Source organism: Pedobacter sp. AK017 (genome assembly GCF_014200825.1).
Taxonomy (GTDB): domain Bacteria; phylum Bacteroidota; class Bacteroidia; order Sphingobacteriales; family Sphingobacteriaceae; genus Pedobacter; species Pedobacter heparinus.
The window spans coordinates 94,986-112,639 of record NZ_JACHCW010000002.1; the positions used below are offsets into that span (position 1 = coordinate 94,986).

At 42.8% G+C, this 17,654-nt stretch carries 21 protein-coding genes and 1 tRNA gene; 11 read left to right on the forward strand and 11 right to left on the reverse strand.

Features of this window, described 5'->3' with window-relative positions:
• Positions 1 to 2: 2 nt before the first annotated feature.
• Entirely contained in the window at positions 3 to 446 is a 444-nt protein-coding gene (gene rplM / locus HDC92_RS03450) for a 50S ribosomal protein L13 (protein WP_012780289.1), read from the reverse strand.
• 102 nt (positions 447 to 548) lie between these two features.
• Entirely contained in the window at positions 549 to 920 is a 372-nt protein-coding gene (locus tag HDC92_RS03455; protein ID WP_183872352.1) for a nuclear transport factor 2 family protein, read from the reverse strand.
• A gap of 667 nt (positions 921 to 1,587) precedes the next feature.
• On the opposite strand from HDC92_RS03455, the gene HDC92_RS03460 reads away from it, so the two are divergent.
• The 4 genes from HDC92_RS03460 to HDC92_RS03475 all read left to right on the forward strand — a co-directional run bounded on the left by HDC92_RS03460 (position 1,588) and on the right by HDC92_RS03475 (position 4,508).
• A complete protein-coding gene (locus HDC92_RS03460; RefSeq protein ID WP_183872354.1) occupies positions 1,588 to 2,001 on the forward strand; it encodes a hypothetical protein in 414 nt (137 codons plus the stop codon).
• Between the two features lie 159 nt (positions 2,002 to 2,160).
• Positions 2,161 to 2,367: a YtxH domain-containing protein gene (locus HDC92_RS03465; protein ID WP_012780283.1), complete on the forward strand. Its 207-nt coding sequence runs from the start codon at positions 2,161 to 2,163 to the stop codon at positions 2,365 to 2,367.
• A 26-nt stretch (positions 2,368 to 2,393) separates the two neighbouring features.
• Positions 2,394 to 3,791, forward strand: a complete 1,398-nt coding sequence (locus HDC92_RS03470) for an MBL fold metallo-hydrolase RNA specificity domain-containing protein (protein WP_183872356.1) — start codon at positions 2,394 to 2,396, stop codon at positions 3,789 to 3,791.
• An 18-nt stretch (positions 3,792 to 3,809) separates the two neighbouring features.
• Entirely contained in the window at positions 3,810 to 4,508 is a 699-nt protein-coding gene (locus tag HDC92_RS03475) for a class I SAM-dependent methyltransferase (RefSeq protein ID WP_183872358.1), read from the forward strand.
• A gap of 4 nt (positions 4,509 to 4,512) precedes the next feature.
• Here the strand turns inward: HDC92_RS03475 and pepT are convergent, their stop codons facing one another.
• Positions 4,513 to 5,766 (reverse strand): peptidase T, encoded by a 1,254-nt coding sequence (pepT, locus tag HDC92_RS03480; protein WP_183872361.1) that lies wholly within the window; start codon positions 5,764 to 5,766, stop codon positions 4,513 to 4,515.
• 65 nt (positions 5,767 to 5,831) lie between these two features.
• Between pepT and HDC92_RS03485 the strand changes: the two genes are divergently transcribed.
• Positions 5,832 to 6,539, forward strand: a complete 708-nt coding sequence (locus HDC92_RS03485; RefSeq protein WP_183872363.1) for an outer membrane beta-barrel protein — start codon at positions 5,832 to 5,834, stop codon at positions 6,537 to 6,539.
• A gap of 16 nt (positions 6,540 to 6,555) precedes the next feature.
• Positions 6,556 to 7,173: a rhomboid family intramembrane serine protease gene (locus HDC92_RS03490; RefSeq protein ID WP_012780278.1), complete on the forward strand. Its 618-nt coding sequence runs from the start codon at positions 6,556 to 6,558 to the stop codon at positions 7,171 to 7,173.
• Between the two features lie 9 nt (positions 7,174 to 7,182).
• On the opposite strand, the gene HDC92_RS03495 is transcribed toward HDC92_RS03490, so the two are convergent.
• Positions 7,183 to 8,151 carry a hypothetical protein gene (locus HDC92_RS03495; RefSeq protein WP_183872365.1) on the reverse strand — a complete coding sequence of 323 codons (969 nt, stop codon included), beginning with the start codon at positions 8,149 to 8,151 and terminating at the stop codon, positions 7,183 to 7,185.
• An 86-nt stretch (positions 8,152 to 8,237) separates the two neighbouring features.
• Between HDC92_RS03495 and HDC92_RS03500 the strand changes: the two genes are divergently transcribed.
• Positions 8,238 to 9,275, forward strand: a complete 1,038-nt coding sequence (locus tag HDC92_RS03500) for a dipeptide epimerase (RefSeq protein WP_183872367.1) — start codon at positions 8,238 to 8,240, stop codon at positions 9,273 to 9,275.
• On the opposite strand, the gene HDC92_RS03505 is transcribed toward HDC92_RS03500, so the two are convergent.
• Both HDC92_RS03505 and HDC92_RS03510 read right to left on the reverse strand, forming a co-directional pair.
• Complete coding sequence (locus HDC92_RS03505) at positions 9,262 to 9,450, reverse strand: DUF6358 family protein (protein ID WP_012780275.1); 189 nt, start codon at positions 9,448 to 9,450, stop codon at positions 9,262 to 9,264. The two genes, HDC92_RS03500 and HDC92_RS03505, sit on opposite strands and share 14 nt — an antisense overlap.
• A gap of 2 nt (positions 9,451 to 9,452) precedes the next feature.
• Positions 9,453 to 9,770: a rhodanese-like domain-containing protein gene (locus HDC92_RS03510; protein ID WP_183872715.1), complete on the reverse strand. Its 318-nt coding sequence runs from the start codon at positions 9,768 to 9,770 to the stop codon at positions 9,453 to 9,455.
• Positions 9,771 to 9,946: 176 nt separating this feature from the next.
• Here HDC92_RS03510 and HDC92_RS03515 point away from each other — a divergent pair, with 176 nt between their 5' ends.
• Complete coding sequence (locus tag HDC92_RS03515) at positions 9,947 to 11,032, forward strand: DUF4407 domain-containing protein (RefSeq protein WP_183872369.1); 1,086 nt, start codon at positions 9,947 to 9,949, stop codon at positions 11,030 to 11,032.
• Entirely contained in the window at positions 11,029 to 11,988 is a 960-nt protein-coding gene (locus tag HDC92_RS03520) for a M20/M25/M40 family metallo-hydrolase (RefSeq protein WP_183872371.1), read from the forward strand. The genes HDC92_RS03515 and HDC92_RS03520 overlap by 4 nt, the downstream gene beginning before the upstream one ends.
• 7 nt (positions 11,989 to 11,995) lie before the next feature.
• On the opposite strand, the gene HDC92_RS03525 is transcribed toward HDC92_RS03520, so the two are convergent.
• A complete protein-coding gene (locus tag HDC92_RS03525) occupies positions 11,996 to 12,490 on the reverse strand; it encodes a GNAT family N-acetyltransferase (protein ID WP_183872374.1) in 495 nt (164 codons plus the stop codon).
• Positions 12,487 to 13,050: a thiamine pyrophosphokinase gene (locus HDC92_RS03530; protein WP_183872376.1), complete on the reverse strand. Its 564-nt coding sequence runs from the start codon at positions 13,048 to 13,050 to the stop codon at positions 12,487 to 12,489. The genes HDC92_RS03525 and HDC92_RS03530 overlap by 4 nt, the downstream gene beginning before the upstream one ends.
• Positions 13,051 to 13,167: 117 nt before the next feature.
• On the opposite strand from HDC92_RS03530, the gene HDC92_RS03535 reads away from it, so the two are divergent.
• Together HDC92_RS03535 and HDC92_RS03540 are read left to right on the forward strand one after the other, a co-directional pair.
• Positions 13,168 to 13,941: an HAD-IIA family hydrolase gene (locus tag HDC92_RS03535; RefSeq protein ID WP_012780268.1), complete on the forward strand. Its 774-nt coding sequence runs from the start codon at positions 13,168 to 13,170 to the stop codon at positions 13,939 to 13,941.
• Positions 13,932 to 14,699 (forward strand): dienelactone hydrolase family protein, encoded by a 768-nt coding sequence (locus HDC92_RS03540; protein ID WP_183872378.1) that lies wholly within the window; start codon positions 13,932 to 13,934, stop codon positions 14,697 to 14,699. The genes HDC92_RS03535 and HDC92_RS03540 overlap by 10 nt, the downstream gene beginning before the upstream one ends.
• Before the next feature lie 25 nt (positions 14,700 to 14,724).
• Here the strand turns inward: HDC92_RS03540 and HDC92_RS03545 are convergent, their stop codons facing one another.
• The 3 genes from HDC92_RS03545 to HDC92_RS03555 form a co-directional block, all read right to left on the reverse strand.
• Positions 14,725 to 15,285 carry a WYL domain-containing protein gene (locus HDC92_RS03545; protein ID WP_317618081.1) on the reverse strand — a complete coding sequence of 187 codons (561 nt, stop codon included), beginning with the start codon at positions 15,283 to 15,285 and terminating at the stop codon, positions 14,725 to 14,727.
• A gap of 296 nt (positions 15,286 to 15,581) precedes the next feature.
• A tRNA-Arg gene (locus HDC92_RS03550) sits at positions 15,582 to 15,653 on the reverse strand.
• 106 nt (positions 15,654 to 15,759) lie between these two features.
• Entirely contained in the window at positions 15,760 to 17,604 is a 1,845-nt protein-coding gene (locus tag HDC92_RS03555; protein WP_183872380.1) for a glycoside hydrolase family 2 protein, read from the reverse strand.
• Between the last annotated feature and the right edge of the window lie 50 nt (positions 17,605 to 17,654).

Sequence of the window (17,654 nt, forward strand, 5' to 3'; positions counted from 1 at the left end):
AATTAAAGTTTAATGGTTTTTGGTGATTGCGCCGCATGAGGATGTTCTGCACCTGCATAAACAAAAAGGTTGGTGAACAATTTTGCACCAAGCTTAGTTTTAGGTAACATACCACGAACAGCTTTCTCGATAACACGCTTAGGATGTTTCGCCATTAACTCTTTTGGAGAAATGAAACGCTGACCACCTGGATAACCAGTATAAGAGATGTAAACTTTCTCAGAAAATTTATTCCCGGTCAACTTGATCTTGTCTGCATTAATAACAATAACGTTATCACCGCAGTCTACGTGTGGGGTGTACTCAGGCTTGTTTTTACCACGGATGATCATAGCGATCTTCGATGACAAGCGCCCCAAAATCTCGCCTTCAGCATCCACAACAACCCACTGTTTGTTAACAGTTTTTGCATTGGCAGAGACAGTTTTGTAACTTAACGTATTCACTTGCTTGTATTTAATTTGTTTAACAATTGTTTATTCCCCCTAATTTTTAGGGACTGCAAAGATAGAGAGAAATATTTAATTGTCAAACAGTTGAATAGATATTTATTTTTTACCATTCATGCGGTAGAAGAATTCATCGGCTACGATTTTCCCATCCTTTACTTCATAAACACAAATCTCGCTCATCGCCATTCTTCCATGTTCTTTATAGGTTGCGTCTATATTCATAACAATAGAAAAGTGGTTATCGGCAACGATAGGGTCCGAGCATGAAGCACTATGTATTTCTTTAACACTTTCTTCCCATTGTAAGGTTTTGTTTTTGACGGCATCTTTACCTTCTGTGAATTCCATCGGCGAACCTTTTGGCTCTTTACTTACTACGTTGCCGGCATATAGTTCATCAATGGCCTGATCGTTTTTGCCTTCACGGCAAAGCTGTACCAATTTGTCAGCTACTTCCTGAATATTCATAATGATAGTTTTAAGTTATGTCCTAAGTTATTTAAAGTAAACGTTTTAATTGTTCAGAAGGTTTTATGTTTAGGTTAACTTAGTTTAAACTTGCATTTATTGTTTTACCGAAAAACTAATCAAACCAGAATTAATCAGCCCTACTTACCACATCAGGAAGGTTGATTGGGGGCTTAGTTAGGGCTTGCTGGGAAAAAAGATACCTCTAGCCTAGCAAAGCCCAACCCAGGCTGCACCAAAGGCCCTTTGAGCCCAATAGGAACATCAAACTTTAAACTCACCCCTCCTGTCATTATATTGTCAGGAAATTATATTTACATATCAGCGCAAAACTTTTCCGCAATATTCTCCGTTATAGTTGCAGTTTGTTTGGTTTAGGTTGATCTGTGGTGGATCAACCATCTTATAACAGGGACGCACCGCCAGGTGGTCCCTGTTTGTTTTTAGCTACATTTCCCAATCCAAAAACACATTCCTGCTTAAAAAATCAAATTATCCTACAAAGAGAACCCTAGCCACAGCTTGCTAATTGTCAATACATTTAAAATAAACCAAAAGTTAAAGCTGCAGAAATCTGAAAGAAAAACCATATGTGTACCTACCCTTTGGCACAGTTTTTACCAATGCCATGGTTAATTATTTTTTAACCTTACACTTTTAATCTTTTATGAAAAAAGCAATCATCTATCCAATTTTATTACTCATTACTATTTTCGCTGCATGCAGCAAGGACAAAGACAAATCACCAGATGGCGCAGATAAATCTGTGGAAGTATCGCAGACCTATCAAGGTAAACTATCTGTTGGTAATGTTGACTTCAACAATACAAAAATTAAAGTAACCAGAAAAGCGGCCAATGAGGTTGTTATCGAGCCGGTAAGCGGACAGGAATATGGTAATTTTACCGCTTTAACATTTTCAAACTTTATCTATTCGGATGCAACTAAACAGTATATGTCCTCATCTGGAAGCAGCAGGGTAGTTATATTCTCTTTTCAGTCTAACGGAACTATAGAAATGTCCCTGGTCAACAACTTTCAGGATGCTATGTTCAAGTTTGAAGGCACAAATGTAAAATAATATCATCACATCCCTATGAACGAGCCGCGTAATGTAAATATTACGTGGCTTTTTTTATGAATTAGTCCGGAACCTTAAACCATTCGGCCCCATTTTTGTTTATCTTACAAACAGATAGGGCATAATGCCCCGGCGTATAAATCATTTAAAATTATCACGATGAAGAAAGAAACTAAAATAATTGCAGGTGTATTGGCTGGCGCTGCCTTAGGTGCTGCTATAGCTTTAATATTATCGTCAGATAAAACAGGAGATGTAAAAGATAAAATGTCGGACTGGTTTTGTGACCTTTTAGATGCTTCCAAAGAAAAACTGGCTGATGTAACCGATCAGGTTAAAGACACCATTTCAAAAGTACGCGCATAATTCCCTTTAACCACTAATACTATTTAATGAAAATTGCTTTTCATGGTGCCGCGCGTGCGGTAACCGGCAGTAAACACCTCATTCCCCTGGACAAGGGTGTGCAAATACTGCTGGATTGTGGGCTGTTTCAGGGCATGGGAGACCTGACCGACGGCCTGAACGAATCTTTTGGTTTTAACCCGGCAAAGGTAACCTATATGATCCTGTCGCATGCCCATATAGACCATTGTGGACTATTGCCCCGTCTGGTAGCAGAAGGCTTTCACGGTCCGGTATATTGTACACCAGCCACCAGAGACCTGGCCCGGATTTTACTGCTCGATTCGGCAAAGATCCAGATGCAGGATGCTGAATACGCCAACAAAAAGATCCGGCGTGTGGAAGATCAGGAAATGCCTTTATATACCGACAAGGATGTAGAACAAACCCTTAGCCAGTTTAAAACCATACCTTACGATCAGGACTTTAGCATAGATCCGGACGTTACCCTAAGGTTTACGGATGCCGGACACATTGTTGGCAGCGCTGCCGTTCATTTACAGCTCCATGAAAACGGGACAACAACCCGTATTACCTTTAGCGGCGATGTTGGCCGTTATGGCGACCTGCTGCTTAAAAGTCCGCAAACCTTTCCCCAGGCAGATTATATCCTGATGGAATCTACCTATGGCGATTCTTTGCATGCCGACCTGGACCCGATAGAAGATATGCTGCTGCAGGTAATTACCCGCACCTGTATAGAAAAAAAAGGAAAAGTGATCATCCCAGCCTTTAGTGTTGGCCGTACCCAGGAACTTTTATATGCCCTGAACGGCCTGGAGCTAAAAAATAAACTGCCCGCAATACCTTATTATGTAGACAGTCCGCTTTCTATGGAAGCTACAGAAGTATTAAGGAGCCACCCCGAGGTTTACAACAACGGGGTAAAAGAGATCCTGAAGGTTGATCAGGATATTTTTGGCTTTAAAGGTCTGCGCTTCATAGAAAGTGTGGAAGAATCCAAAGCCCTAAACGTCGACATGCATCCTTGTGTGATCATTTCTTCCTCAGGAATGGCCGAAGGTGGCAGGGTCAGGCACCACATCAGGAACAACATCAGCGACAAGAAAAACACCATTTTAATGGTGGGTTATGCCAGCCCTGGCTCGCTAGCGGGCAGGTTAATGGCGGGACAGAAAAGGGTTTGGCTATTTGGGCAGGAATATGATGTTATTGCCGAAGTGGGGGCCATTAAATCTATGAGCGCGCATGGAGATTATGAAGACCTGCTGCAATTCTTGTCTGTTCAGGATCCTGCAAAGGTTAAACGCCTGTTCCTGGTACATGGAGAATATGAAGTACAGCAAAAATTTGCACAACGGATCATAAATGCGGGCTTTAAAAATGTATCCATTCCGGAATACCATCAGGAATTTGAGCTGTAATTTCCATAAATTCGCGGCATGGACGTTTTTGGAGAAGCCTTAAAAGATCAGTTTATAAAACCACCTGCAGAAACCTTATGGGTACACAATTCTTACGATGAACCCGAAGAAATGCCTGTCGATATTTATTTCAGGAATGAAAACGAGATGCCCGAGCTGGAGCTCAAAGCGCTTGACCTTTGCAGGGGAAAAGTACTTGATGTGGGTGCCGGCGTGGGCAGCCATGCCTTAATTCTGCAAAAAAGGGGGATTAACGTATGTGGAATGGACATCTCGGCAGCTGCAGTAAGCATTATGAAACAGCGCGGCCTAAAGCAGGCCATTGAAGGGAATATCCTAACCTACAGACTGCCTGAAGGGAGCAGCAAATACGACACCCTGTTGTTTATGATGAATGGAATTGGCCTTACTGGCTCTGTTGCGGGGCTAAAATCTTTTCTGCAAGAGGTCAAAAAACTGATCAACGAAGACGGACAGCTGGTTTTCGACAGCTCCGACCTTTCTTACCTGTACCTGGAGATCCCCTTTCCCGAAAAAGGCTATTTTGGTGAAGTAAGTTTCAGATATGAATACAAAAGTCTTAAAGGCAATTGGTTTAAATGGATCTATGTAGATCAGCAAACACTTACTGAGCTGGCCACTCAAACCGGATGGCACACCGATATCATCTTTGAAGATGACTCGGACCAGTACCTGGCCAGGTTAACACTGGCCTGATCAATCAGGCTTTTTCTTCCCAGATGGTGGCGATATTGACAATTGTTTCTACCGCTTTTTCCATATCCTGCACCGATGCCCATTCCTGCTTGCCATGAAAGGCGTGCTCTCCGGCAAAGATATTCGGACAGGGCAAACCCATGAAGGACAAGCGTGAACCATCTGTACCACCTCTTATGCTTTGTTGTTTAGGCCTAATACCCGTCCTTTTTATGGCTGCTATACCATATTCAATTACCTGAGGGTATTGGTCCAACACCTGTTTCATATTGCGGTATTGTTCAGTGATCTTCAGCTCGTATGTTGAGTTTGGAAAGTCTTCTATGATGTTCTGGACTGTGGCGTCCAGCAGTTCTCCGTTTGCAGCCAGCTCCTCATCGTTAAAAGCCCGCAGGATAAACCGGGCCTCGGCCTGCTCTACATTACCGCTGATACTGACCGGATGAATGAAGCCTTCCTTGGCTTCTGTTGACTCTGGTGAAAGGCAATCGGCAGGCAAAGCACTGATCACATCAGACAATATTTTAATGGCGCTTTCCATTTTTCCTTTGGCAAAGCCGGGATGTGCACTTACCCCTCTAATGCTAAGCACAGCCCCATCAGCCGAAAAGGTTTCATCTTCAATAGAACCCAGCGTTTCCCCATCAATGGTATAAGCAAAATCGGCTCCCAGCTTTTCCAGGTTCACCTTATCTACACCACGTCCTATTTCTTCATCCGGTGTAAACAATATTTTGATGGTGCCATGTTTCAGCTCCGGGTTTTTCATCAGAAATGCGGCAGCCTCCATAATTTCTGCAAGGCCCGCTTTATTGTCGGCCCCCAACAAAGTGGTACCGCTGGCAGTAATGATGTCATTCCCGATCTGGTGTTTCAGGTCGGGATGTTCTGCCATTTTTAAAACAACAGAAGGATCGTCTGGCAGTACCAGGTCCTGCCCCTGGTAGTTTTCATGGATCACCGGCTTTACACCATAGCCGCTGCAATCCGGTGAGGTATCCATGTGTGAGCAGAAACAGATTATCGGAACTTTCTTGTCGGAGTTGGATGGTATAGTGGCATAAACATAGCCATACTCATCCAGGTGTGCGTCTGCTATTCCCATCTCCAGTAATTCAGCTACCAGCACCCTGCCCAGATCCTTTTGCTTTTCAGTAGAAGGTACGGTTGGCGAGGAAGGGTCTGACTGTGTGTCGATTTGAACGTATTTTGTAAATCTATTTTGAAGGGATTTATTTTTATTTATATAAATTAGCATACTCTTATGAAAATTCAAAGTTATGTAAAGATTATAGTTTTGCCTAAAAATTTAATGAAGATCACTTGAAAACAACTTTAACCCTCTTACTGTCCGCATTATTATATGTAAGCGCCGCAGCACAATCTAACTTTTACAAACTGGGAATAGGCGGCGGATTAGGAGTTACCCAGTCGTTTGCTGATTTGAACAAACACGATTACGGGCTCGCCGGTTATGGCTCTTTCGATTATTATTTTACGCCCTTTGTAAGTATGGGTATTGAAGGTCAGATGGGTGAAATTAACGGGGGCGACATCAATACTGACCCCAACAACCGCCAGTTTATAAACAGCTACAAAGCCTTTGCACTGAATGCCAAACTCTATTTGGGTGCCCTCATCGATTACGACAGGAGTGGTTTTACCAATGCCATAAAAGGACTATATGTTGGTGCTGGTGCTGGTGTAATCATGAATAAGATGAAGTTTGTGGTGAGGGAAAAGCCGAACGATCCCAATGGATATGTATTTCCGGGAAGCGACAGCTCCAAAGATCTGGTGGTCCCTTTAAACCTGGGCATTGCCTTTAACTTCATGGACCGTAGTGGCTATACCCGCTATGGCCTCAATCTGAATTACCAGGCCAATGTTACCCTGGGCGAGGGACTGGATGGCTATAACGATTCGCCAATTAAATTTAAAAGCGGCAAACCTGATGTATATACCTATGTTTCTATTGGCCTTAAGTATTACTTCGGACCGATGGGCCTCTCTATAAAATCCCTATATTAGCGGGAAATCATCAGAAATGGAATATTTAATACATACGCCTGTTGCCTCGATCATCTTTCTTTTTACTATAGTCACCAGCATTTACGCGTTTAACGACAATGGCCTGTATGGCAAATTTATGCTGCATCCCTATAGCGTTTCACGCAGGTATAAAGTGTATACTTTGATTACCAGCGGACTCATTCATGCCGACTGGATGCACCTGATCTTCAACATGATGACCTTCTTTTTCTTTGCCTTCCAGCTGGAGGCAATGATCGGTTCATGGCAGTTTGGGGCCGTATATTTTTTAAGCCTGATACTGAGCGATATTCCATCGGTAATGAAACATAAGAATGACATGTGGTACAACAGCCTCGGTGCTTCCGGCGCCATCAGCGGGGTATTGTTCAGCTTCATCCTGTTTCAGCCTTTTTCCAGCATGATGATATTTCCGATACCCATTCGCATCTGGGCAATTATTTTTGGGCCACTGTACCTGGTTTATTGTGTGTATGCCTCTAAAAATGCCAGAGACCACATTAACCACGATGCACACTTTTTTGGTGCACTGGCAGGAATGATTGTTACCGTATTGGTAGTGCCCGGAACAATCCCTCATTTCATTGGTCAGCTGCTGGCTAAAATCGGGTAACCTTATTTTTTAATTGGTTTCGGGTAATGCTGGCGGGTTAAAATAGCTCATGGGCTTTGTCGGGTCTTTAATGATCTCGAACAGCGTATGCCCCCATGGTTTCCAGAAATCCTGCAGCACCTGGGCATAGGTTTTATGCTGCCAGTGGTCAAACAGCGCCTTATTCAGTGTGCCTTTTAGCGGCATGGCATCAATGTATATCGATCCTTCAACAGGCATAACGGCATATTCGGGCAATCGGTTAAACAGGTATGCCGAATAAAAAAAGCGCGCACAAAGCTCTTCAAACTGCTCGGCCGACAAAGCCGTGTTGCCGATCTGGTCCAGGACTTCCCGGTGATATTTTTTATTGGTGCCATTGTCCTGTAAACAGGCAATGATGCCAAAGTCCTTCAGTTTTAAAGAGAAAGTAAGTGTATTGATCTCGTCCCTAAAGCTGAAAGCTGTTTCTTTATTTTCAAGGGGCACCACCACGACAGACCAGGGCACGAAATCTTCAAATACCACATCCAGGTAAATGCCCTGGATCATGGTGTTCAGGTTCCCAAATTTGTGCATCAGTCCCTGCGACATGTTTAGCCCATCGGCACTTAGCTGCTGCAAACGCACCGCAGCATTCATTTCTATATAGATCAGGCTGTACATAAACTTGCCAATCCAGTTAAAAAGATCAACTTCATCCAGCTGCGAAACCCCTTCATAACCTTTTGCAAATGCTGCAGCAATTTTCTCTTCCAGGGGTTGTATAAAATGATCCCGAACCTCAGTATTGCAGGGAACCTTTAAAGCATTATAGGAACGCACACTTTCGTCAAGCAATTTAATCTGTTCTTCGCCACTAAAATTGGCCACTTCCAGCAGCCATGCCGGCAGGATATTGAGTTCTTCAACTGGCGAGGGGAATGTATCGCCACTTAAAAAACAGTTTTTATATTTAAAGTCGAAATTTTTAAAAGGCTGGTATATCATGCTGCTCATAAAGGCACAATATTAGGTATATTATTTTTACATTAGCCCCTGGCATTTTTTTTATAACCTTTAAATTACCAAAACCTTATTTTCCAATGAAACTTGCTTATACCGCTTATAACCTGGAACTGAAACACCCTTTTGCAATTGCCAAATTTTCCCGTACCAGCACTCCGGTTATGCTGATCAGGCTAAGCTATGAAAATATAGAGGGCTATGGAGAAGCTTCTATGGTGCCATACATGGGCGAAAGTGAAGAAACTGCGGTTAAGTTTTTGAAGCAGGTAGACTGGGGCCGGTTTGTTCATCCTTTTAATTTTGAAGAGATCATTGCCTATCTGGACAGTATAGAAAAGGGCCACCCTGCCATCAAAGCGGCAATAGATATAGCATTAAACGACATTAACGGAAAGCTGCTGAATAAGCCCTGCTATGAAATTTATGGCGCTGACCCGGTTAAAATGCCGGTTACTTCTTATACCATAGGTATTGATACGCCAGAGGTCATCAAGGAAAAGGTTGCCGATGCCAAAGGTTTCAAAGTGTTAAAAATAAAACTGGGCAGGGACAATGATAAGGAACTGATCCATACGATCAGGAGTGTAAGCGACCTGCCTTTGTATGTAGATGCCAACCAGGGCTGGGCTGATAAAAAACAGGCTATAGATATGATTTACTGGCTGCATGACCAGGGCGTACAGCTAATTGAACAACCTATGGATAAGGCCGATCTGGATGGCAATGCCTGGCTTACTGCCCGCAGCCCGATCCCGATTTTAGCCGATGAAGCCGTACAACGTTTGGCCGATATGGATACGCTGAAAGGGGCTTATCATGGCATTAATATGAAACTGATGAAGAGTACAGGTATGTATGAAGGTCATCAGATGATCCTGAAAGCAAAGTCATTTGGTATGAAAGTACTGATTGGCTGCATGAGCGAAACCTCCTGTGCTACCCAGGCGGGGATGGCACTTGCCCCTTTGTGCGACTGGGCCGATCTGGATGGGCCCTGGTTAACCAGCAACAATCCTTTTAAGGCCCCGGCAATGCTTGAAGGTAAATATCTTTTCAATCAGTTGCCGGGACTGGGTCTTGAAGGCATAAAGCCCTCTTTGTTCACTTCCTTTTAAGGTTTTCGCGCATTTCTTTTACCAATTTCAATTTTAAGTAAAGGAAAAATGCAGCCGTAGCCACAAACAAGGCGATGGCCAGATACTTAGTATTGTTATAACCCCATACGATGCCAAAAATGGAAACAATAAGGCCCAGGTTATAAAAAACGTTCAATGCAATTTTCTTTCCCATGCTTAATAAACAGGCATTTCAGGATCAAAAGCTTCCTGCCAGGCAAGAATTCCACCTTTCAGGTTATATAAATTGGTTAAACCCAGTTGCTGTTCCAGCTGCATTACAGCAGCTGCACTTCTTTTTCCGCTTCTGCAATGAATAATTACAGGTTTGTCCTGCGCAATTTTATCTGCTTCAATTAAAATGCCGGCCAAAGGTATGTTAAGGCCCTCCAGATTTGAAGTGTCATATTCAAATGTTTCCCTAACATCGATCAATTGAAAATCTTCCTTATTGTCAATCTTTTCTTTAAGCTCCTCAACGGTTATTTCTTTTATCATGTCATTTGATTTTTTCAAAGATAATTAAATCACTTGTCATAGGGAATGTTTGTGGCTAAAAATACATCAGAGTGATAATTATCAGCAATTCTGTACAGCTTTACAAAAAATTCTGTAACAACTTGAGGCCCCGTGCGTTTAAATGGTAAGCTTATTAATCTGACCATTATATCATGAATGCGATATCCCGTTTCTTTTGGTTTTGCTCTGGTGCGCATCTTTCTACATTGGAAAAACACCCTACAGAACACAACAAATACATTGGCATTGGCGCTACCATATTTTTTACCGGCCTGTTTGCGGCCTTATCTGGTGGCTATGCCATGTATTTCGTTTTTAAGGGCGATAGCGGGGCTGTCTTTTTTGCCCTGTTTTTTGGCTTGATCTGGGGTCTTGCCATTTTTAACATGGACAGGTATATCGTGTCCAGCATCAACAAAAATGCCAGTACCAATAAGCAGATTTTACAGGCTACCCCACGTATTTTGCTTGCCATTATGATTGGGGTGGTGATATCGCGCCCCTTGGAGCTTAAAATATTTGACAAAGAGATCAAAGAGCGTTTAAAGGTAAGTTACCTGAACAACCAGCGTTCAAAAATTGACACCCTGAATGCCGCTTTTGAAAATAAATACCGGATAGAAATGGGCAAACTGAATGAGAGTAAAGCCCAAAGGGATACTATGGCCAGCGCCATAAAGGCAGACCGGCAAAAACTGAATTTCGAGATTTTTGGAAATAAGACTGAAGAAACTTCGGGCATTATGGGCTATGGGCCTTATGCCAAAAGAAAAGAGGCTGAGCTGAAACAACGTGAACAGGAATTAGATACCTTAACGGCCAGCGTACGCTCACAGGAAGCGTTTGTAGCCGGCAGAAAAGAATTTGATGGGCTGATGACAGAAAAACTATACACCGGAAAGCAACTGGACAGCCTGACCAGCCTAGCCGGTTTTGCCGACCGCAACTGGGCTTTGGGCCAGCTGAGCTTTAACCGCGATGGCACGCGCGATACCAGTACTTATCTGGCTGTAACTTTTATTGGATTATTATTCATATTTTTCGAATGCCTGCCCGTTTTTGTAAAACTGATGAGTAGCCGGGGGCCTTACGACAGGTCGGTAGAAAATACCGAAGAAACCCAGGTATATGAGTCTGATAAGGACAAAGATTATGAAACAGCGGTAATAGACGGGGTACATGACACACGCGTACATACCGAAATTGAAAAAAGAAAGCATAAACTATACGAACAATGAGAAAGATCTGCTTCGCCCTGCTTATTGTACTGTCGGCCCAGCTATCCCGGGCCCAGGACATCAATAAAATTATTACTGCCGGATATGTTGATCACCTGATCAAAACACTGAGCAGCGACGACATGCAGGGCCGTGGTTTATATACCCCGGGTATTGACAAAGCCGCCACCTTTATTGAACAGCAATTTAAAGCCATTGGATTACAGCCTTTAAAGGGAGAAACCGGTTACCGGCAAACGTTTTATAAAGATTCGACAGATAAAAGGCCTTTGTTTAATGTAGCAGGCATGATCCCCGGAAAATCCAGGGCCAATGAAATTGTTGTTTTTTCGGGACATTACGATCACCTGGGCATAGTAAAAGGCGATTTGCAGGACAGCATTGCCAATGGTGCAGATGACGATGCATCGGGTATAACAGCCGTAATTGCTTTGGCAAAATATTATAAGGCTTTAAACAATAATGAACGTACACTGGTATTTATCGCCTTTACCGCTGAGGAAATCGGAGGCTTTGGCTCCAAATATTTCTCCAAAAAACTGGATCCTGAGCAGGTAACGGCCATGTTTAACATAGAGATGATCGGCAAGGAAAGTAAGTTCGGAAAAAACACCGCTTTTATTACCGGCTACGACAAATCTGATTTTGGAAAAATACTGCAGAAAAACCTTGCCGGCACCGAATTTACCTTTCATCCTGACCCATACCCACAGCAAAATCTCTTTTACCGGAGCGACAACGCCACTTTAGCGGCATTGGGTGTACCGGCACATACCATCAGTACAGATCAGATTGATAAGGATGAATTTTACCATACCGTAAAAGATGAGTACAGCACTTTAGACACTTTAAACATCCTGTACACCATTAAAGCAATTGCAAAAAGTGCCATCAGCATTGTGAAAGGTACAGATACGCCCAGCAGGATACCAAAGTTGGTTGACAGCCATGAATAGCTTTTTTTTAAAGCCGCTTTTCCATTACATAATCATTCATCAGAAAGCCATTGCCAATATCCAGATCAACCGTTTCTTTAACCTTGAAGCCCGCCGTTTCGTAAAACCGGACAGCCTTGTTGTTTCTGTTCACATTTAGCTGAAGGTATTTCCCTCCCGCTTTCTTTATCACATTTACCACTTCGTTGATCAGCAGTTTCCCTACGCCCATACCATGCATTTGGGGGAGTATGTACAGCTTGTGCAGTTTATACACCTGGTTCTTTGAATCAATTACCGAAAACCCTGCAAAACCCAGGTCTTTATCATCTTCTTCAGCAATTAAAAAGATATGACCCTGTTGAAACTGTGACAGGAGCTCTCCTTTATTGTACATTTTATCGAGCATATAACTGATCTGCTCCTTACTGATCATATCGCCATAAGCTTCAGGCCAGGTCTTATTGGCTATGTTTTGAATAGATGGAATGTCCTGTTCCTTTGCCTTTCTTAAAATGATCATAACACCTCACTGATAAATAAATAATCCGTATTGAAATTGAATTCTACAAAACCATCGCTGATAACCACAAAATCACCGTTTTCCTGCTGCATCAGGTTACTGGTTTCAAAGTAAGACACCACTTCTATCCTGAAAACACTGCCTTTTGGCTTCCATACTTTAAAGCCTTTTTTAATGGCATAAGCCTTTTCTGTTGCAGTAAACACCACAATATTGATCTCGGCAATGTAACTGCCCAGTTCCCTTAAATTACTTTCGGTATCGATTACATTTACCGCCGGATATTTTTCGGCAATCAGATAGTCGAGTACCGCATCCAAAGCTTCTGTTCTTGCTCTGATCAGTTTAGTATTTTCCTGCACAGCAGGTGTCTCCAATAGGCTTACTACGGCGTCAACCTTTAAGCCCATGCTCAGCACCTTTTCATAAACCGGCTCATTAACAATCAATGTAGGGTTCCATTCCAGCAGCTGCCCCAGGTATTCTTCATTAAAAGTACCCGGATTATGGATATACAGTGCCGGTTCCTGCTTTTCCCTTATGATATGGTGTGATGACATAAAGCAAATATATAAAAACAAAGCTGCGTGGAAATTTCTGAAGATTAAATTATTGACAAGAATCTTAACATCAAGATTAAATGGATATATGCATATTTGTAACCATAATTGAACAATATGAAACACGGACTTTTAATTGATATGGATGGCGTTATTTACAGTGGCGAAACACTGATAGAAGGCGCAGATAAATTTATAGCGGGACTGCTTAAAAACGACATTCCTTTTACTTTTATGACCAACAACAGTCAGCGTACCCGCCTTGATGTGGTACGGAAGCTGAAGCTGCTGGGAATTGAGGTAACAGAAAACCATGTGTACACCAGCGCCATGGCAACGGGCAAGTTTCTGGGCGACCAGGCTGCCAATGGCACCGCTTATGTATTGGGGGAAGGTGGTCTGATTACCAGCTTACACGAAAATGGCATCAACCTGGTGAATACCGACCCTGAGTTTGTGGTATTGGGAGAAGGCCGGAATTTTACCCTGGAAATGGTACAGCGGGCAGTAGACATGATCCTGGCCGGGGCCAAGTTCATTACTACCAATCAAGACCCTTCACCTAAAAAACCAGGATGGAGCAATTTAGGCATTGCCGCCACTACGGCCATGATAGAAGAGGCAACTGGCCGAAAAGCCTTTGTAATTGGAAAACCAAGCCCGGTAATGATGCGCTCGGCCAGAAAATATCTGGGCCTGGAGACTGCCGAAACCACTGTTATAGGTGATACGATGGAAACAGACATCCAGGGTGGGGTACAGATGGGTTATAAGACCATTCTCGTTTTATCGGGTATAGCCAAAAAGGAACGTTTAAGTCATTATGCCTTTAAACCAGACTTGATTGTAAGCTCTGTTGACCAGATCGAATTTCCGTTAAAATGGTGGTAGATAAATTGAAATTGGTTATTGCCTTCATCCTGGCTTGCCAGTCTGTAAAAGCACAACAAATTTCAACATATACAAAGGATGTATATGTAACATCGAAGGACAGCTTACCTTATAGGCTTTTATATCCGTTAAACTATAATAAGAACAAGAAATATCCAATTGTTGTTTTCTTGCATGGATCTGGGCAACGTGGAAATAATAACGAGGCCCAGTTAACCGGAGTGCCAAAACGTTTAACAGATTCTGCAGGAAGGGTGAAATATGCCTGCTTTATTCTTGCACCCCAGTGTAGTAAAAAAGATGTATGGGTTAAGTTTCCGAACTTTCCGGCAAGCTTAGAAACTACTAAGCTTGCTACACCTGCTACTAAGTCGGTACTGGCAAAACTCAATCTACTGATTAAAAACCTTCCAATTGATCCTAAGCGTGTGTATGTAACGGGCTACTCTATGGGTGGCGAAGGGGCCTTTGATTTTTTAGCCCGTCGCCCTGGTTTATTTGCCGCAGCCATTCCTATATGTTCTGTGTCAGACACGGCTAAGGCCAGGTTGATTTATAAAATACCGATATGGGCTTTTCATGGCGATCAGGATGATGTAAACGATGTGAAATATTCCAGATTGATGATTACAGCTCTTGAAAACCGTAAAGGAACGCCGAAGTACACGGAATATCAGGGCGTTAAACACAACAGCTGGCTTAAAGCTTATGAGGAGCCTGGTTTGTTTGACTGGCTTTTCTCTCAAAGAAGGCGATAAAGCACACGTTGACTAAAAAGCTTTACTAATTAATTTTCCGGATTAGTTGTACGATCTGCTGGGTATGATAACGCTCAATCGCTTTTTGCAATTGCTGTTTCATTTGCTTTACCAAAATCCTTGGCCCCAGCACTTTCATTTTGGAGCCGAAGCCCAACAGTTCCCGCTCAAGTTCAAAATTCAGAATTACCCTTATACTGAATATTTTACCCGTTTCGTCTTCAGTCAACAAGGTTTGCGTATGGTGCAGGGGCTTAGTAACGACATAGGGTGCATTTTCCTTGTCTATCCAAAAAACAACATCGCAAGCACGTTGTTCTGGAGATTTGGTTACCCCGATACAATTGTCATAATAAGTAGCCAGATCCAGTGTGATATTTTCCTGATAAGGCTCCTCGTGATCCGTTATGGATTGGATCCTGTCCAGCGCCAAATTATACAGGTTCCTTCCGGCCTGCCTGTGTTGTACGCCTAATACAAACCAGCGGTTGCGGTATTCTTTCAGCAGATAGCCGCTAAAACAAAAGCTACTCTCCTGCCGGGCTTTAAACGAGCGATAAGTGATGCAAATTGTTTTTTTAGCCACAATGGCCTTGCGGATTACTTCAATGTATTCCAGTCCTTTAACCCATTGCTTATTAAACCTAAAAGGTGCCGTAAACTGGTGATACTTCGGTTAGAACACCCCGACAAAATCGGGAAGGTCGTTTGGTTCAAATCCAACCTGTAATCATTTACAAGTAGTTCAGATTTTACATTCACAAGTTGCTTTTTGCCCTTTTTTTAAATATTGAAAGATGTCGCGGAGAATTGAATGAGGCAGCAGGGCTAATATATCAGATTAACAGAAAGGTGCGATAAATTCGCACCTTTCTTGTGAAGTGGTCTCGACGGGAATCGAACCCATATCTAAAGTTTAGGAAACTTCTATTCTATCCGTTGAACTACGAAACCAATTGTTACCTTAAAAAGTAACGGTCGCAAATATAACAATAAAACCCTTTGTTTAAATAGCAGGAAAGAAAAAAACCTCTTAATCCGCTGTTTAATCTTTAAGTGATTACCATTTAACAAGCGATGGATCGTATAACTGGCGATGCAGCTGATACATTCCATCCAAAGGCATTTTTAACACTTTTCTATCATACGTAAACAGGCCATTGGTTTCTATTTCCACATCCGTTGTCTGGGTATAAACCGCAGCAGATAAGCCCGAACGGATCAATTTAGGAATAGCGCTGATAAACTTGGTATACTGTGCAAACAGATCCTCCTTGTTTTTATAACTCTGGTATCCCCAATTGCCCTTGTCCAGCCAGGTATGCCCCTCAATCGGCAGCCCCAATCCACCAAATTCACCCAACACCAAAGCTTGCCGGGCACCAAAAATTGCAGGATCAGGCATCGCAGGTGCCGGATAAATGTGGAGGTCGAGCACCTGTCCTGCGCCCATAAAATAATTTCCGCCACTCGCTGCATTTACCAGGCGCGATGGATCATATTTCATCGTCCAGTCTACAATTTCTTTGGTTTTAAATTGGCCCCATGCTTCGTTAAAAGGAACCCAGGAAACAATGCTCGGATAATTATAGCACTGATCCATAATGGCTTTCCACTCCTTTCTGAAAATATTTTCCGATTCCGGGCTACGGTCCTTATCCAGCTTACCGCCGGTGATAAAACCAGGTTTCGCATCCCATACATTTCCTCCGGTATCGCCACTTGGCATATCCTGCCATACCAGCATGCCCATTTTATCGCAATGGTAATACCATCTGGCCGGCTCTACTTTAACATGCTTCCGGATCATATTAAATCCCAAAGCCTTCGTTTTTTCGATATCAAATTTTAATGCTTCATCTGTTGGGGCCGTGTATAAACCATCCGGCCACCAGCCTTGATCTAAAGGTCCGTATTGAAATACAAACTGATTGTTCAGCGTCATCCTTTGTATGCCGGCGGCATCCTTAGCCATAGCAGATTTACGCATTCCAAAATAGGACGCAACCTCATCAATCGTTTTCCCTTTTCTCTTAACCGCTACTTTCAGATCATATAGAAATGGCGATTCCGGTGACCATAACCTGGGATCAGGAATGTTCAGTATCATTTCTCTTTGCGGATCACCGGCCTGTAAAGCAACCCGCTTGGCACCCTCCCAGGCAGTAACTTCCAGCTGATCGCCCGATTGTAAATCAGCAACTTCTACCCGAACAGCCAATTGTTTTTTATCAATATCAGGCGTTTGTTTGGTAGCTACAATATAAGTTTGAGGTACATTTTCCAGCCATACGGTTTGCCATATCCCTGTAACAGGTGTATACCAAATACCTTTGGGTTGTTTAACCTGTTTGCCCCGTGGCTGTGGTCCATCATCTGTAGGATCCCAGACCTGTACGGAAATATTCTGTTTAACACCCTTTTTGACCAGCGAAGTAAGGTCGAAGGAAAAGGCATCATAGCCCCCGGCATGCTCGCCTGCAAGCTTTCCGTTTACATACACCCTACAAGACCAATCTACAGCTCCAAAATGAAGCAATAATTTCCCTCCCATCATTTTTGCTGGCAGGTCTATGCTGCGGTTATACCACAATACATTGTTTTCACCAACCATTTTGCCCACACCACTCAGTGAAGATTCTACCGCATAAGGAACCAGGATCTGCCCTGCATAGCTTACCGGTATTTTATCACTGCCTTTAGGTAAAATGGCATATTGCCATAACCCGTTAAGGTTTATCCAGCTTTTACGGACCAGTTGTGGTCTCGGATATTCAGGTAAAGGGTTGGATGGGTTTACTTTAGCTGCCCAGTCTGTTGAAATTTTTCCAGGAACAGGTTTCCATTGCGCATGCGCAAAATGAACCATAAGCAGTAGCAGCAAACTAAGGTTTAGTCTTGTCATAGCATCAGGTTTATATTGGTTTAGTTTTATCTTAACTTTTGTGTGATCCG

What these genes read in the sequence shown, in the direction of transcription:
- HDC92_RS03455 (WP_183872352.1), bottom strand. Translation starts at nt 920, where the DNA reads ATGAATATTCAGGAAGTAGCTGACAAATTGGTACAGCTTTGCCGTGAA.
- HDC92_RS03460 (WP_183872354.1), top strand. Translation starts at nt 1,588, where the DNA reads ATGAAAAAAGCAATCATCTATCCAATTTTATTACTCATTACTATTTTC.
- HDC92_RS03465 (WP_012780283.1), top strand. Translation starts at nt 2,161, where the DNA reads ATGAAGAAAGAAACTAAAATAATTGCAGGTGTATTGGCTGGCGCTGCC.
- HDC92_RS03470 (WP_183872356.1), top strand. Translation starts at nt 2,394, where the DNA reads ATGAAAATTGCTTTTCATGGTGCCGCGCGTGCGGTAACCGGCAGTAAA.
- HDC92_RS03475 (WP_183872358.1), top strand. Translation starts at nt 3,810, where the DNA reads ATGGACGTTTTTGGAGAAGCCTTAAAAGATCAGTTTATAAAACCACCT.
- pepT (WP_183872361.1), bottom strand. Translation starts at nt 5,766, where the DNA reads ATGCTAATTTATATAAATAAAAATAAATCCCTTCAAAATAGATTTACA.
- HDC92_RS03490 (WP_012780278.1), top strand. Translation starts at nt 6,556, where the DNA reads ATGGAATATTTAATACATACGCCTGTTGCCTCGATCATCTTTCTTTTT.
- HDC92_RS03495 (WP_183872365.1), bottom strand. Translation starts at nt 8,151, where the DNA reads ATGAGCAGCATGATATACCAGCCTTTTAAAAATTTCGACTTTAAATAT.
- HDC92_RS03500 (WP_183872367.1), top strand. Translation starts at nt 8,238, where the DNA reads ATGAAACTTGCTTATACCGCTTATAACCTGGAACTGAAACACCCTTTT.
- HDC92_RS03505 (WP_012780275.1), bottom strand. Translation starts at nt 9,450, where the DNA reads ATGGGAAAGAAAATTGCATTGAACGTTTTTTATAACCTGGGCCTTATT.
- HDC92_RS03515 (WP_183872369.1), top strand. Translation starts at nt 9,947, where the DNA reads ATGAATGCGATATCCCGTTTCTTTTGGTTTTGCTCTGGTGCGCATCTT.
- HDC92_RS03520 (WP_183872371.1), top strand. Translation starts at nt 11,029, where the DNA reads ATGAGAAAGATCTGCTTCGCCCTGCTTATTGTACTGTCGGCCCAGCTA.
- HDC92_RS03525 (WP_183872374.1), bottom strand. Translation starts at nt 12,490, where the DNA reads ATGATCATTTTAAGAAAGGCAAAGGAACAGGACATTCCATCTATTCAA.
- HDC92_RS03530 (WP_183872376.1), bottom strand. Translation starts at nt 13,050, where the DNA reads ATGTCATCACACCATATCATAAGGGAAAAGCAGGAACCGGCACTGTAT.
- HDC92_RS03535 (WP_012780268.1), top strand. Translation starts at nt 13,168, where the DNA reads ATGAAACACGGACTTTTAATTGATATGGATGGCGTTATTTACAGTGGC.
- HDC92_RS03540 (WP_183872378.1), top strand. Translation starts at nt 13,932, where the DNA reads ATGGTGGTAGATAAATTGAAATTGGTTATTGCCTTCATCCTGGCTTGC.
- HDC92_RS03555 (WP_183872380.1), bottom strand. Translation starts at nt 17,604, where the DNA reads ATGACAAGACTAAACCTTAGTTTGCTGCTACTGCTTATGGTTCATTTT.